This window comes from Achromobacter sp. HNDS-1, from assembly GCF_040084795.1.
GTDB classification, from domain to species: domain Bacteria; phylum Pseudomonadota; class Gammaproteobacteria; order Burkholderiales; family Burkholderiaceae_B; genus Achromobacter; species Achromobacter ruhlandii.
The window spans coordinates 5,455,790-5,470,606 of the sequence record NZ_CP157584.1 but is presented as its reverse complement, the minus strand read 5'-3'; the positions used below and the strand labels follow the sequence as shown (position 1 = coordinate 5,470,606).

Here is a 14,817-nt window from a genome sequence, read left to right as displayed (position 1 = left end):
TTACTATGAGGACCATCATAAAGGCGCGCCACGGACGTGGCCGCCAGGGGAACCGGCGGCCGCTGCCCGCCGGACATCAGGACCTGAGCAAGGAATCCCGGCCATGCTGAACACGACGCAGTCCGATGCCGAGACATCATGGCAAGCCGCCGGGCCGCGCGCGGCCGCCGGGGCCATGGCCGGCGCCCCGGGGTGGCGCATCGACACCATCCTGGCGACACCCGCGCAGCAACTGTTCGCCTCGGGCGACCTGGACGAAGCGCGCGCCATGGTGGGCCGCGTGATGCGGCCGCACCACCTGGGCGTGGTCGGATCGACGCAGCGCCTGAATGCGCGCATGCATCACCAGCCGCTGGGCGAGGTGTCGCTGAACCGGCTGCGCTACGGCGCGAACGTCGAGATCCGGCCGGGGCCGCTGGAGGACTTCTTCCTGGTGCAGATGCCGCTGTCGGGCGCCGCGCTGATCGAGAGCGGGCCGCAGCGGGTGGATTCGACGCCGGACGTGGCGTCGGTGGTCAGTCCGGATGACGACCTGGCGATGCATTGGGCCGACGACAACGATCAGTTCATGTTGCGCGTGGGCCGCTCGCTGCTGGAACGCACGCTGGTGGGCCACCTGGGCTGTACGCTGGATCGGCCGCTGCGCTTCCAGCTGGGGTTCCGCTGGCGCGAGTGTCCGGCCTGGCGCTGCCTGATGGCTTATCTGCTGGACTGTTCCTCGCAGCATGCCGACCTGGCCGAGCACAAGCTGATCGTGCACCAGATGGAACAACTGGTGGCGGCGACGCTGTTGTCCGCCCTGCCCCACAACTACAGCGCCACGCCGGCGGGCCGCCGCGGCGCGGTGCTGCCGCGCCACGTGCGCTGCGTGCAAGACTATCTGCAGGCGCATGCGCACGAGCCGGTCAGCGCCGAGCAGCTGGCGCGCATCGCGGGGGTCAGCGTGCGCAGCCTGTATGCCGGCTTCAAGGAATTCCTGGGCATCAGCCCCATGCACTATCTGCGCGATCTGCGCATGGAGCGGGCGCGCGCCGAACTGCTGTCGGGCGAATGCCAGAACGTCGCGGGCGTGGCGTTGCGCTGGGGTTTCGCGCACCTGGGACGTTTCAGCGCCAGCTACAAGGCGCGTTACGGCGAAAGCCCCAGCCAGAGCGTGCGGCGGCACGGCTGACGCGGCACGCGCGGCGGCACGGCTGAAGCGGCAGCTTTGTCAGGACTGGCCAGGCCTTGCGTTCAAACAACCCTGGGGATGGCCAACCGCAAACGATCATCTGCTCGCGCTGATGGCGTTCAGTGCGGCATTCAGTTCGGCATTCAACGTGGCGTTCAGTGCGACGTTCAGCGTGGCGTTCAGTGCGACGTTCAGCGTGGCGTTCAGCGCGGCTTCCAGGTCAGCCCGTCGGTCGAGCGGTATTCCGGGGTGCCGGTGCAGCAGCCGCCGGCGCCGAACGCCTGGCGGCCGATGAAGGCCTGCACGAAGCCCTTTCCCGCCGTCAGTTCCTGGCGCACGCAGAGCGTGGGCAACAGGGAGAAATCGCCTTCAAGCACCAGCGTCCAGGCGACGTTGTCGCCTTCCGCCGGATCCACCTTGTAGACCTTGCATTCATGCATGAGCAGGTGGATGGGCCTGCCCGCCAAGGTGCCCTTGAACTGGCGTTCGGGCGGCGTCTCCTGGGTGGCCAGGGTTTCCGCCGTGAGCCTGGACCCGGCGGGCGGCGGCGGCAGCGACGAGTCGCAGCCCGCCAGCGCCACGGCCGCGCACAGGGTCAGGAGAGCCAGGCGGCGGACGGGGCGTGTCATGGAGCCGCCGCGTCAGGCCACGTTGGCGTAGCGTTGTTCAAGGTAGGCGATGATGTCGCTGGACTCGTACATCCAGCGCGTGCCGCCCGCTTCCTCGATGCGCAGGCACGGCACCTTGACCTTGCCGCCGCCAGCCTGCAATTCGGCGCGCGCCTGGGGGTCCCCCTTGGCATCGCGCAGCGCCACGGGCACGTTCAAGCGGTGGATGGCGCGCCGCGTCTTGACGCAGAACGGGCAGGCATGGAACTGGTAGAGCGACAGCGCGGCCGCCTCGCGGTCGACGGCGGCCTGGCCTTGGGCCGAGCGTTGCCGCGGGCGCGGGCGCGTCAGCGCATCGCCCAGGACAATCAGTTGACCCACACCGGCACGCAAGGCTTTGACAATCATGGATGGCTGCTTGAAGCGAAGAGAGCCTTGAGTCTAGCCCATTCGCGGCGACGGGCGGGCGACGCCCGCCTTGCTGCCGCCCCCTTCCCCGAGGCGGGCCCGCTGCCGGCCCGGCCCGCCGCAGGTAGCCCCAGGGCCTGTCTACCCTGAAAGGAGCCGGGCGCGGGTCCTAGAACGGAATCGCCAGTTTGACGTACAGCTGCGCGCCCTCCGGCCGGTTCTTGACCTGGAATTCCTGCTGCCACTTGGCGGTGAACAGCCAGCCGCGGTCGTTCATGTAGCGCACCGACGGCCCCACGCCGAAGGCGCGGGCGCGGCCGGCGGCGCTGTTGGGGCCGTTGTCGTCGGTGACCTGCTGGAAGGCATGCCCGCCCACGCCCAGCACCCAGCCCTTGCCCACGCCCCAACCCACCGCGTAGTCGGCGTGGATGGCCTGGCCCGAGCGGGTGTCGGTGGCCGAATTGCGGAAGTTGAAGTCGTACATCAGCTTCAGATCGGCATTGAAGCCGTCCGGGCTGATGCGGCTGAGCGCGAACACGGGCTGGGCGGTCCAGTAGTTCTTGCCGAGGCTGGACGGGTCCTTGCGGTCGTATTCGCCGGTGGGCGCGTACATGTCCAGGCCGACCACGTAGTGCAGCGATTCGGACAGGTGATAGCCCAGCGCCACGCCCAGCGTCATGTCGCCCAGGCCGGTGCTGCGGTAACGCTGGCCGCCGGCCTTGAAGGTCACGTCCAGCAGCGGCGCGATGGCATGGAAGGCCAGCTGGCCGCCCAGCACCTGCCGCGGCGTGACCCAGATCAGGCGCGGGGCCAGCACGTTGACGTCGACCTTGAAGTCCGGCACCGGCAGGCGCTCGCCGTCGTTGCCGCGCAGCTTGTCGTAGCGCGCGCCGCCGCCGTAGACCAGCATGTGCACCCCGGGCGGCGGCAGCGCGCCCGACATGAAGTTCTCCAGGCCGTCCGGATAGATGCCCAGGCCGCCGCCTTCGGTGGCTTGCGCCACGCCGCCGGCCAGCGCCAATGCCGCGGCGCAAGCCAGCCGGCGTGTCAGGTGTCTGCTCATGTTCCGCTCCTGCCCCCGCGGGGCGCGAGATGTTGTGCGACGAGATAGCCGGAACCGCCGCCCAGTCCGGGACCCGGGTGGGTGGCGGCGCCGATGTGGAAAAGGTTGCGCAGCGGCGTGCGGTGGCCGCGCGCGCCCTGGCTGCCGGCGAACGGGCGCAGCCAGAAGAACTGGTCGGGCGAACAGACGCCCGCGTACGGATCGCCGCCCACCAGGTTGCAGTTCAGCGCCTCCAGGTCGGCCGGCGAGTAGCTGCGGCGGCCGACGATGCGTTGCGCCAGGCCGGGCATGACCGGCTCCAGCCGCGCCTGCACGCGGTCGGCGACGGCTTCACGCAGGGCGGGGGTCCAGCGGCCGTCGGCGGGCGTGTCGATCAGGCCGGCGGCATCGCCCTTGACGCGCACCGGCAGCTCCTGCATCTGCACCCACAGGATCCAGCCGCCGGCCGGCGCGCGCGACGGATCGACGGCGACCGGCTGGCCGATAGCCAGCGTCGGCCGCGCCGGCAACAGGCCGTTGTTGGCCTCGGTGACCGAGGCGCAGACCTGCTCCATGCTCTCGGTCAGGTGCACCAGCGGCACGTGGCGCAGTTCGGGCGTGCGCCAGTCGGGCGGCGCGTCGAGCGCGAAATGGATCTGCATGCCGCCGCGGCCATGGCGGTAGCCGGCGGCGCGGCGCCGCACCGGCTCGGGCGCATCGGGCAGCAGCGTGCCGTACAGCTGGCCGGGCGTGACGTTGCAGACCACGGCCTCGCGGGCGCGGTACTCGCGGCCGGCGGCCACGACGCCGACGGCGCGGCGGCGGCGGCCTTCGCCATGCGTCAGGATGCGTTCGACGGCGGTGCCGGTCCGCAGCCGACCGTCGTGCTGTTCGATGACCTTGGCCAGGGCGTCCACCACGCCCTGGCTGCCGCCCTTGACCACCGGCATGCCGCCGGCCACCACCGCGGCGAAGGTCAGCTTGCCGATCAGCGCCGAACAGGCGTCGTCCGGTCCCAGGCCGGTGTGCAGCACCCAGGGCGCGATCAGCGCGCGCGCCGCATCGGATTGCAATTCACGGTCGGACCAGCGGCGAAAGCTCTCCAGCGAATCGGCGGCGAACGCCATCAGTCCGTCCAGGCCGCGCCGGAGCCACTCGCCGAACAGCAGCTTGAGCATGCCGGCGCCATAGGGGTTCTGGCCCAGCAGGCCGAAGGTCAGCGCGGCGTCTTCGCCGAACAGGCGTTGTGCCATGGCGCCGAACGCGGCGCCGTCGCCGGGCGCCCACGCGTCCAGGCGCCGCGCGCTGTCGGCGATGTCCTGCTTGAGGGCGATGCCGCTGCCGTCGGGCAGCGCCAGGCCGGTGGCGTAATCGCACTGTGCGAATTCCAGGCCGGCCGCCTGCAGGGCCGGCTTGAGGGCGGCGTAGGCCGGACCGCCGACGAACAGCGGATACCAGCTCGACAGCACGTCGTGGCGGTAACCGGGAAACAGTTCCTCGGTGCGGATGCAGCCGCCCAGGCGGTCGTTGCGCTCCAGCACCAGCACCGATTTGCCGCGCTGCGCCAGCAGCGCGGCGCACACCAGCGAATTCATGCCGCTGCCCACCACGATGATCTGGGCGTCGGAGGCGGAAGATAAGGCCATCACAGGCTCCGGCCGGCCACGCGGGCCGGGAAGGTTGATGAAGCTGAGACACATTGCGAGGCGGACCTGCCCCGCGCCAGGCAACGGCGGCACGCGCAGGCCGACGGCAGCGGCGCGGACCGGCCGGACCACCGACCGGCGCGCTGCCCGATGCGGGCACGGACCGGCGCGCCGCCCCGCTACGTCAGCGCGGTGAAGCGTCCCGCGTGAAACACCAGCGGCGTGGCCGACACGCTGGCCACGCGCAGCACCCGGCCGAACAGCAGCAGGTGGTCGCCAGCCGGACTCTGCTGGTCGTTGGCGCAGACCAGCGTGGCCACGGCGCCGGCGATGGCGGGCACGCCCTCGGGCACCTCCTGCAGCTCGGCGCCTTCGAACTTGTCGGGCACCGCCGGATCGGCGAAGCGCCGCGCCAGCGCCTCCTGGCCGCGGGCCAGCACGCTGATGGTGAAGTGGTCGCAGTCGCGGAATGCGGCCAGGTTGGGCGAGCGGTTCACCAGGCTCCACAGCACCAGCGGCGGATCGAGCGACAGCGAGGCGAAGGAGTTGATGGTCAGCCCGACCTTGCGGCCGTCCGGACAGCGCGTGGCGACGATGGCCACGCCGGTCGGGTAGCTGCCCAGCACGCCGCGCAGGACCTTCGGATGCAGGTCGGTGCTGCCCCAGTCCAGGGCCGCCATCACGCCGCCGCCCGGGTGGATTTGGCGGCGATGAAGGCCTCGCAGGCGGTGGCGTCGGTCCACCACGGGAAGAAGTTGGGCGGATGGTTGAAGCCGTTGGCGACGGCGCTGGCCAGCGCGGGCGCGTCGCCGGCGGCCTGCAGCAGTTGCAGCAAGTGCGGCGGCGGCGGCAGCAGCATCGAGTTGGTCCAGTCGACCACGGCGCTGGCGTAGTCCCAGAAGCGCTCGAAGGTCTGCCGCATCCAGTCGGCGGTGAAGGGCTGGTCGCCGCGCGCCAGGATCGCCTCCAGGTAGACGGCGCAGGCCTTGGTGGCGTTGTTCGAGCCCTGGCCGGTGATGGGGTCGTTGGTGACCACGGCGTCGCCCAGGCCGAACACCAGGCGGCCAGAAGGCAGGGTCATGACCGGCTTGCGCACCGTGGGCGCGAAGCTGCCGGCCAGGATGCCGTTGGCGTCGGTCAGCTCGACGGCCGCGCAGCGCTCGGCCTCCCAGGGCAGGAAGGTGCGCAGGATGTCCAGGCTCCTGGCCAGATGGTCCTGCGGCGTCTTGATGTCGCGCCAGCAGTCCATCGGGCCGCCCGGCACGCCTTCGAACACCATGATTTCGCAGGGGCCGCTGAGGGTCAGCGCAGGAAACACGAAGTACTCGCCGACGCCGGGAATCAGGTTGAAGGCGACCCGCGAGAACACCGGCGCCGGGCGCATGCCGTGCACGTAGGTCAAGGCCAGCGCGCGCTGCGGCTGGTCGAAGCGCGAGCGCGCCGTGTCGCGCTCGAACAGCTTGACCACATCGCCCTTGCCGGCGGCCAGCAGCACCAGGTCATGCGAGGCGGCCAGCAGCTCCAGTTCGGCCACGCCGCCATCCTGGATCAGCAGGCGGCCGCCGCGGGCGGCGAACAATTCCATCCAGGCCGGCATCTTGATGCGCTGGTCCACCGCCTGCGCCGGGCGATCCAGGCGCGCGGCCCAGTCGATCAGCTTGTGGCCGGGGCGCTCGGGGTGCGGCACGGCCAGGCCGATGCCTTCGACCGGCGGACAGTCGGCTTCCCACTGGTTCAGGCCCAGGTCGCGTTCGATCTGCAGCGAGGCGTCGAACATGCACTGGCTGGACATGACCTTGCCGCGGCGGATGTCATCGGGCGCGCGGTTGGTGACCACGGTCACCTCGTAGCCCTTGTCCAGCAGGCCCAGTGCCAACGGCAGGCCGGCCTGCCCGCCTCCGACGATCGCGATTCGACGCATGATGCTTCTCCTGTTTGGTGTGCGGGTCCGCCGGGTGCCTGGCGGGCCGATGGGCGGTAAGGCCGGCCTTATTCGGCCAGGCGCGGGATGGCGGGACGGGCCTGTTCGGGGCCCATGGCGGAATAGCCGCCGTCGACGGCGTAGTCGGCGCCGGTGACGAAGCTGGCGTGGTCCGACAGCAGGAAGGCGACCACCTCGGCCACCTCGGCCGGATCGCCGGCGCGGCCCAGCAGGTGGAAGTCGGCGGCGACGCGGTCGGTCTTGGCGCGGTCGCCCTGGGTCAGTTCGTCCATCACGCGCGACCAGGTCCAGCCGGGCGAGACCGAATTGACGCGGATGCGGTCGCCGGCGTAGTCCATCGCCAGGCTGCGGGTGACCTGCAGCAAGGCGGCCTTGGAGACCGGATAGAGCCAGCGGCCGGTCTGCGCGACGCGCGACGAGATGCTGGTGAAGTTGACGATGGCGCCGCCGCCGGCGGCCACCAGGTGCGGGTGCACGGCGCGGGCGGCCATGACGGCGCTGACGACGTTGATGTCCAGAGCGCGCAGCCAGTCGGCGCGGCCGGAGGCGGCGCCGTCGTCGAGGTAGGTGGCGGCGAGGTTGACCAGGTAATCGATGCGGCCGAAGTGGGCGGCAACCTCGGCGACGGCGCGGGCCAGCTGGGCGTCGTCGGTGATGTCGATCGGCCAGGCGCGGATGCCGTCGGGGTCGGTGGCGGCGACGCGGGCGGCGCCGTCGGCGTCGATGTCGAAGATGGCGACGCGCACGCCGTTGGCGCGCAGCGCGGCGACGACGCCGGCGCCGATCAGCGTGGCGCCGCCGGTGACGATGGCGGTTTTGTGGGCCAGTCCCTTCATTTGCTTGCCTCCTGGATTGCTGAGATCGTGAGGCGGATGTTGCGGCTGGGCGCTTGCTGGGGGGTAGCCGGATTTGGCGGTGGGTATCCGGGGAGTGCGGGTATTGCGGGCGGGGTTGATGGCCGTCAGGGGGGGATGGCCGGTGGCTGCGGTGGGTATCCGGTTTTTGCTTTGCTTTGTTCGCCTGGGGAAGGGGTAGTCAGGGTGATGGGCTTCGTAGGCTGGCTCTGCTGCGTAGGCCGGCTCTGCTTCGTAGGCCGGCTCTGCTTCGTAGGCCGGCTCTGCTTCGTAGGCCGGCTCTGCTTCGTAGGCCGGCTCTGCTTCGTAGGCCGGCTCTGCTTCGTAGGCCGGCTCTGCTTCGTAGGCCGGCTCTGCTTCGTAGGCCGGCTCTGCTTCGTAGGCCGGCTCTGCTTCGTAGGCCGGCTCTGCTTCGTAGGCCGGCTCTGCTTCGTAGGCCGGCTCTGCTTCGTAGGCCGGCTCTGCTTCGTAGGCCGGCTCTGCTTCGTAGGCTGCCCCTCGGGCGGGCGCAGTCGGTGGCGGGCGCCCACGATTGCGGTCCGGAGCGTTCGCTCCGGACTGCCCCGTTGTCATCTTCGTTGTCGCCTGCGGCGACTGCCTTCAGATTCCCTCGGGCGCATCGAGGTTGCCCGCCACCGACTGCGCCCGCCCGAGGGGCTACGTGCGTCTTGGTCTGTCGCGCTGCTAGACCTGTGGTCGGGGAAGGGAACTTTCAGGGCTGCCAATCTTGGCCGCGCGGGCGGCCGAGATTGGCGTCCAGGAGTTTGAGGGGGTGGCGAATGCGCTGCGCGCCGGTGATCGATGCATATCCATCTTCCGCAACTTGCTGGGAGATAGAGAGAGGTTGGCCATTTCACCGATGCGGGGAGCGGAAGGTGACGCGTGTATCGCGTCGTGCGGTCAGTCCGCCCTTCTCCATACACTGGCGAGCCAGGGTTGTTGGTCGCGAGGGAGGCCGTCGGGGCGGTAGTAGTGTTCGAGCTCTTCGAAGCCCGCGGCTTGCAGCAGGGTGCGCCAGCCGTCCAGGTCGTGGTAGGCGCCGTAGCGGCCGCGGTTCCAGCCTTCCTGGTTGCCGCCGCGGGGGTTGGAGCTGAAGAGGACGCCGCCGGGTTTGAGGGTGGCGCGCAGGTCGCGCAGGACGCGGGGCAGTTCCTGGGTGGGGACGTGGAACAGGACGGCGTTGGCGAAGATGCCGTCGAAGCGGGCGGCGGGCAGTTGCAGGCGTAGGAAGTCCTGGTGCCAGACTTCGCGGCCGCTGGCGGCGCGGGCCATGGCGACGAAGCTGGGGGTGCCGTCCAGGCCGACGGGGCGGTGGCCAAGGGCGGCGAAGGTCTTGAGGTCGCGGCCGGGGCCGCAGCCGAGGTCGAGGATGTCGTAGGGCGGCTCGCCGTCGATATGGCGCAGCAGCGCGGCGATGTTCTGGCTGACGTCGTGGTCGCGCGTGCCGGCCTCGAAAGACTGGGCGCTTTCTTCGTAGTGGGCCAGGGTCAGTTCGGTGATCTTGGCGAGGTCTTCGGCGTCGAGGTGCATGGAACGATTGTGCCGTAAAAAAAACCCGCGCACGTCACCCTGCGCGGGTTTGGGGTCGGGCGCGACCGGCTGAGGTGCGGCCGGCTGAGGCGTGGCCGGCTTAGGCGCGGCCGATATCAGCGCGACCGGCGCAGACGCGGGCGGCTGACCTGCGGCCGCCCTCGGCACGGCAGGCTCAGGCGGCCAGACGGCCTTCGATCCGGGCCTTGGCGGCGGGCAGGTCGTCGGGCAGGCCCTGGGCCAGCTGGCCGAACAGCTCGTCGTGCAGCGCCAGTTCGTCGCGCCAGGCGCCGTCGTCGACCGACATGACCTGTTCGAACTTGTCGGGGCTGAATTCCAGGCCGGTCCAGTCGATGTCCTGGTAGCTGGGCGAGATGCCGAACACCTGGTCGACGCCGCCGGCCTGGCCGTCGATGCGGCCCAGCATCCAGCGCAGCACGCGCATGTTCTCGCCGAAGCCGGGCCAGACGAACTTGCCGTCGGGGCCCTTGCGGAACCAGTTGACGCAGTAGATGCGCGGCAGCGTGGCGCCGGCGGCTTCGAGCTGCTTGCCCAGCTTGAGCCAGTGCGTGAAGTAGTCGCTCATGTTGTAGCCGCAGAACGGCAGCATGGCGAACGGATCGCGCCGCACCACGCCCTGCTGGCCGACGGCGGCGGCGGTGGTTTCCGAGCCCATGGTGGCGGCCATGTAGACGCCTTCGACCCAGTTGCGCGCCTCGGTCACCAGCGGCACGGTGGTGGAGCGGCGGCCGCCGAAGATGAAGGCGTCGATCACCACGCCCTGCGGGTTTTCCCACTCGGGGTCGATCGAGGGGCACTGCGCCGCCGGGGCGGTGAAGCGCGCGTTGGGGTGGGCGGCCTTGCGGCCGGTTTCGCGGGCGATGGCCGGGGTCCAGTCCTGGCCCTGCCAGTCGATCAGGTGCGCCGGCGGCGTGTCGGTCATGCCTTCCCACCAGACGTCGCCGTCGTCGGTCAGGGCGACGTTGGTGAAGATGACGTTGGCCTTGAGCGTGGCCATGGCGTTGAAGTTGGTCTGCTCGCTGGTGCCCGGGGCCACGCCGAAATAGCCGGCCTCGGGGTTGATGGCGTGCAGGCGGCCGTCGGCGCCCGGCTTGATCCAGGCGATGTCGTCGCCGATGGTGGTGACCTTCCAGCCGTCCATGCCCTGCGGCGGGATCAGCATGGCGAAGTTGGTCTTGCCGCAGGCCGACGGGAACGCGGCGGCGACGTGGTACTTGCGGCCCTTGGGCGAGGTCACGCCCAGGATCAGCATGTGTTCGGCCAGCCAGCCCTGGTCGCGGCCCATGGTGGAGGCGATGCGCAGCGCGAAGCACTTCTTGCCCAGCAGCGCATTGCCGCCGTAGCCCGAGCCGAAGCTCCAGATCTCGCGGCTCTTGGGGAAGTGAACGATGTACTTGGTGGCGTTGCAGGGCCAGGCCACGTCGGCCTCGCCGGCGGCCAGCGGCTTGCCGACCGAGTGCACGCACGGCACGAAGTCGCCGTCGGCGCCGAGCACGTCGTAGACCTGCTTGCCCATGCGCGTCATGATGCGCATGTTGACCGCGACATACGGGCTGTCCGACAGTTCGACGCCGATGTGGGCGATGTCCGAACCCAGCGGACCCATCGAGAACGGCACCACGTACAGCGTGCGGCCGCGCATGGCGCCGTCGAACAGGCCGTTGAGCGTGGCGCGCATTTCGGCCGGGTCGGCCCAGTTGTTGGTCGGGCCCGCGTCCTCGGGACGGTCGGAGCAGATGAAGGTGCGGTCTTCGACGCGCGCCACGTCCGACGGGTCGGAACAGGCCAGGAAGGAATTGGGCCGCTTGGCCGGGTTGAGGCGGCGCATGGTGCCGGCCTGGACCATCTGTTCGCAGAGGCGGTCGTATTCTTCCTGCGAACCATCGCACCATTCGACGCGGTCCGGCTTGGCCAGCGCCACGACGCTGGCGACCCAGTCGATCAGGCCGCGATGCTTGACGTACGCGGGTACGTTCAAGGCCGCCAGGCCCCCGTCCAAGGGTTTATTCATCAGGGTTATCTCCATACTAAGGCTAATGGCGATACGGCCCCGTTTGACTGGGGCCGTATACATGTTTGCGCCATCATACTTGCAGCGCCGGGCAGGCCGTCAACCCGACCAAACGGACGAGTTTGTCACCGGGTTTGTCACCCGGTTTTCGCCGCGCCGCCAGGACTCAGGCATAGCTGCCGTCGCGCAGGGAACGGCGGATGATCTTGCCGGTGGCGGTGGTCGGCAAACTCGTTACAAAGCGGATGCGGCGCGGATATTCATGGGCCGCCAGGCGGTTGCGCACGTGCGCCTGCAAGGTCTTGACCAGCGCCTCGTCGCCGGCCACGCCGTCGTGCAGCACCACGTAGGCCATCACCACCTCGGTGCGCTCGGCGTCGGGCACGCCCACCACGGCGGCCATGCGCACCGCGGGGTGGCCCAGCAGGCAGTCCTCGATCGGCCCGGGGCCGATGCGGTAGCCGGCGCTGGTGATGACGTCGTCGTTGCGGCCGACGAAGCGGACGAAGCCGTCGGCGTCGCGCACGCCCATGTCGCCGGTCAGCAGGTAATCGCCGGCGAATTTCTCGGCGGTGGCCTGCGGGTTGTTCCAGTAGCCCAGGAACATCACCGGATCGGGCCGCAATACGCCGATATTGCCTTCCTGCCCATCGGCCATTTCGGCGCCCTGCTCGTCCACGATGGCGACCCGGTGGCCGGGCGCGGCGCGGCCAATGCTGCCGATGCGCGGCGCGAACAGGGATGAGCACGACGACACCAGCATGTTGCATTCGGTCTGGCCGTAGAACTCGTTGATGGTCACGCCCAGCACCCGGCGGCCCCAGTCGATGAGTTCGGCGCCGAGCGATTCGCCGCCGCTGGCCACCGAGCGCAGCGCCAGCGCGCCCGGCGCCGGCGGATGGGCTACGCCACGCATCATCTTGAGCGCGGTGGGCGGCAGGAAGGTGTGCGTGACGCCATGGCGCGCCATCAGGTCGAAGGCCGCGGCGCCGTCGAATTTCTCGAAGCGCCGCGCCAGCACCGGCACGCCGTGGTGCCAGGCCGGCAGCAGCACGTCCAGCAGGCCGCCGATCCAGGCCCAGTCGGCCGGCGTCCACATCAGCGTGGCGTGCTCGGGAAAGAATTCGTGCGACATCTCCACGCCCGGCAGGTGGCCGAGCAGCACGCGGTGGGCGTGCAGCGCGCCCTTGGGCTTGCCGGTGGTGCCCGACGTGTAGATGATGACGGCCGGGTCGTCGGCCGCGGTGGGTTCGGCTTCGAACTGCGCGGATTCGGCGTCGAGCGAGGCGTGAAACGGCAGCGCCCCGCCCTCGCCCGGGCCGTCGATGCAATAGACCGTCCGCAGGGCCGGCAGCGTGGCGCGGATCTCGCGCAGGCGGCGGCAGCCCTCGGCGTCGGTGACCAGCGCGGCGGCGCCGCTGTCGGCCAGCCGGTACTGGATCGCGTCGACGCCGAACAAGGTGAACAGCGGCACCGCCACCGCACCCAGCTTGTACACGGCGATGTGGGTCACGGCGGTCTCGGGCGCCTGCGGCAGGTACACCGCCACCCGGTCGCCGCGCCGCACGCCCTGGCGCCGCAGCGCGTTGGCCAGCTGGTTGGCGCGCGCCTTGATGTCGTCGAAGCTGTAGCGCGTCTGGCTGCCGTCGCTTTTCTCGTGGATCAGCGCCAGCCGGCCGCTGCCGTCGGCCCACTTGTCGCAGGCGTCCACGCCGATGTTGTAGGCCGCCGGCACGCGCCATTGGAAGGAAGACGCCAACTGCGCGTAGGTTTCGGTTCTGGACAGCATGATGCTCGGGTCTCCGTGTCGCGGTTCTTGTGTTCGCTGTTCTTTTGTATTCGTGGCGGGGGCTTTGAGGCGCGGCGCCGCGGGTCGTTATGATAGTAAGCCCTGGCCACTTCCCATCGCCCCGCCGCCCCCATGGAAAAAACCGCCGCCGTCCCGATGCGCCGCCCGCCGGCCAGCGCCAAGTCCGAGCAACGGATACGGGACATCCTGCGGGTCGCGCGGCAGGTGTTTTCCGAGGCCGGCTTCCAGGCCGCCACCACCACCGAGATCGCGCAGCGGCTGGGCGTGTCCGAGGGCACGGTGTTCACCTACTTCGGCGGCAAGCGCGAGCTGTGCGTGCGCGTCATCAGCGACTGGTACGACGAGATCATCGCCAAGGTCGAGGACTACCTGCCGCACGTGCAGGGCGCGCGGGCCCAACTGCACTACCTGGTGCATGCGCACCTGCGTCACCTGCTGGCCGAGGGCACCGGGCTGTGCGCCTTCATCCTGTCCGAAGGCCGGGCCCGCAACGACGATTTCGGCGAGATCTACGCCGGCCTGCAGCGGCGCTACACCGCGCCGCTGATGCGCATCCTCGCGCAAGGCCAGGCCGACGGCCACATCCGCCAGGACATGCCGCTGCGCCTGCTGCGCTCGGCCATCTATGGCCCGATGGAACACGTGCTGTGGGACGCCATCCTGCGCGGAACGCGGGTCGACGTGGCGGCCACCGCCGACCAGCTGGTCGACTTCCTGTGGCAGGCGCTGCAGCCGCCGCGCCGCGACGCGCTGGCGCTGGCGCGATTCCGGGGCGAGGTGCAAGACGCCCTGCATCGGCTTCAGTCCGCCGAGAACAAGGACGGCGGCGCGTACTGAGGAAAGCCGTCGTAGGTCTCGCCGCGCGCGGCCGGCGCCAGCGTCCAGGAATGGCGCGCGTTGGGCACGCCGCCATCCACGCGGATGACGCTGCCGTTGATGAAGGCCGCCGCCGGCGACAGCAGGAACACCACCGCCGCCGCCAGCTCGGCCTCGGTGCCGAAGCGCTGCAACGGCACCTTCGCGGCCAGGCCGCGCAGCACCGCGCGGTAGTCCTCGTCGTAGCTGTCCATGCCGCTGGAGGCGATCCAGCCCGGCGCCACCGCGTTCACCCGCACGCCGGCGTGGGCCCATTCGCAGGCCGCCGTTTCGGTCAGGTTCCAGACGCCGGCGCGGGCCGCGCCGGAATGACCCATGCCGGGCATGCCGCCCCAGATGTCGGCCAGCATGTTGACGATGGCGCCGCCATGCTGGCGCATGTGCTGGGTGTAGACCTCGCGCGCCATCAGGAACGTGCCGTGCAGGTTGTTCTGCACCACCGCGTTCCAGCCATTGAAGCTGATCTGCTCCAGCGGCGCCGGAAACTGGCCCCCGGCGCAGTTGAACAGGCCGTCGATGGCGCCATGCGCGGCCAGCGCGTCGGCCACCGCGCCGCGCACGCCGGTTTCGCCGCGGATGTCGCAGGCGTGCAGCGTGATGCGGTCGGCGGCCTCGGGGTAGATGCGCGCCAGTTCATCGCGCGCGGCCTCCAGTTTTTCCGGCTTGCGGCCCACCAGCGCCAGGCGCGCGCCGAGCGAAGCCAGCTCGTGCGCGGTGCAGCGCCCCAGGCCGCTGCCGCCGCCGGTGACCATGACGGTCTTGCCGTCGAACAGGCCCGGCCGGAAGACCGACGCGTAGCGCGCCGCCGCGGCGGCGCCGTCGGGGGATGGGTTCATGTCTCGCTCCATTGTTTTTTTGAGGATAACTCAATTACTTGACGAAAAGCACGCAAGGTAGG

At 70.2% G+C, this 14,817-nt stretch carries 13 protein-coding genes; 2 read left to right on the top strand and 11 right to left on the bottom strand.

The annotated features are described in order from the left end of the window. Window positions 1–103 precede the first annotated feature (103 nt). Entirely contained in the window at window positions 104–1,171 is a 1,068-nt protein-coding gene (locus ABFG95_RS25315; RefSeq protein ID WP_049074783.1) for an AraC family transcriptional regulator, read from the top strand. Window positions 1,172–1,374: 203 nt separating this feature from the next. On the opposite strand, the gene ABFG95_RS25310 is transcribed toward ABFG95_RS25315, so the two are convergent. The 10 genes from ABFG95_RS25310 to ABFG95_RS25265 all read right to left on the bottom strand — a co-directional run bounded on the left by ABFG95_RS25310 (window position 1,375) and on the right by ABFG95_RS25265 (window position 13,022). Then, window positions 1,375–1,800, bottom strand: a complete 426-nt coding sequence (locus tag ABFG95_RS25310) for a hypothetical protein (protein ID WP_238908714.1) — start codon at window positions 1,798–1,800, stop codon at window positions 1,375–1,377. A 12-nt stretch (window positions 1,801–1,812) separates the two neighbouring features. After that, entirely contained in the window at window positions 1,813–2,187 is a 375-nt protein-coding gene (locus ABFG95_RS25305) for a glutathione S-transferase N-terminal domain-containing protein (protein ID WP_049074789.1), read from the bottom strand. 169 nt (window positions 2,188–2,356) lie between these two features. Beyond that, window positions 2,357–3,250 carry a transporter gene (locus ABFG95_RS25300; RefSeq protein WP_348995040.1) on the bottom strand — a complete coding sequence of 298 codons (894 nt, stop codon included), beginning with the start codon at window positions 3,248–3,250 and terminating at the stop codon, window positions 2,357–2,359. Further along, on the bottom strand, window positions 3,247–4,875 hold the full coding sequence (locus ABFG95_RS25295) for an NAD(P)/FAD-dependent oxidoreductase (protein WP_348995039.1): 1,629 nt from the start codon (window positions 4,873–4,875) through the stop codon (window positions 3,247–3,249). Before ABFG95_RS25295 ends, ABFG95_RS25300 begins: the two co-directional genes overlap by 4 nt. 179 nt (window positions 4,876–5,054) lie before the next feature. Further along, window positions 5,055–5,555, bottom strand: a complete 501-nt coding sequence (locus ABFG95_RS25290; protein ID WP_348995038.1) for a flavin reductase family protein — start codon at window positions 5,553–5,555, stop codon at window positions 5,055–5,057. Then, entirely contained in the window at window positions 5,555–6,796 is a 1,242-nt protein-coding gene (locus ABFG95_RS25285) for a styrene monooxygenase/indole monooxygenase family protein (RefSeq protein WP_348995037.1), read from the bottom strand. The genes ABFG95_RS25290 and ABFG95_RS25285 overlap by 1 nt, the downstream gene beginning before the upstream one ends. Before the next feature lie 68 nt (window positions 6,797–6,864). Further along, window positions 6,865–7,653, bottom strand: coding sequence for an SDR family oxidoreductase (locus tag ABFG95_RS25280; protein ID WP_059269883.1), 789 nt, complete (start codon window positions 7,651–7,653; stop codon window positions 6,865–6,867). A 918-nt stretch (window positions 7,654–8,571) separates the two neighbouring features. Further along, window positions 8,572–9,201 carry a class I SAM-dependent methyltransferase gene (locus tag ABFG95_RS25275; protein ID WP_348995036.1) on the bottom strand — a complete coding sequence of 210 codons (630 nt, stop codon included), beginning with the start codon at window positions 9,199–9,201 and terminating at the stop codon, window positions 8,572–8,574. Window positions 9,202–9,376: 175 nt separating this feature from the next. Beyond that, window positions 9,377–11,233 (bottom strand): phosphoenolpyruvate carboxykinase (GTP), encoded by a 1,857-nt coding sequence (locus ABFG95_RS25270; protein ID WP_175145648.1) that lies wholly within the window; start codon window positions 11,231–11,233, stop codon window positions 9,377–9,379. A gap of 166 nt (window positions 11,234–11,399) precedes the next feature. Then, on the bottom strand, window positions 11,400–13,022 hold the full coding sequence (locus ABFG95_RS25265; RefSeq protein ID WP_348995035.1) for an acyl-CoA synthetase: 1,623 nt from the start codon (window positions 13,020–13,022) through the stop codon (window positions 11,400–11,402). A 132-nt stretch (window positions 13,023–13,154) separates the two neighbouring features. Between ABFG95_RS25265 and ABFG95_RS25260 the strand changes: the two genes are divergently transcribed. After that, window positions 13,155–13,880 (top strand): TetR/AcrR family transcriptional regulator, encoded by a 726-nt coding sequence (locus ABFG95_RS25260; protein ID WP_049074811.1) that lies wholly within the window; start codon window positions 13,155–13,157, stop codon window positions 13,878–13,880. On the opposite strand, the gene ABFG95_RS25255 is transcribed toward ABFG95_RS25260, so the two are convergent. Further along, a complete protein-coding gene (locus tag ABFG95_RS25255; RefSeq protein ID WP_063580275.1) occupies window positions 13,844–14,755 on the bottom strand; it encodes an SDR family oxidoreductase in 912 nt (303 codons plus the stop codon). The two genes, ABFG95_RS25260 and ABFG95_RS25255, sit on opposite strands and share 37 nt — an antisense overlap. Window positions 14,756–14,817 lie beyond the last annotated feature (62 nt).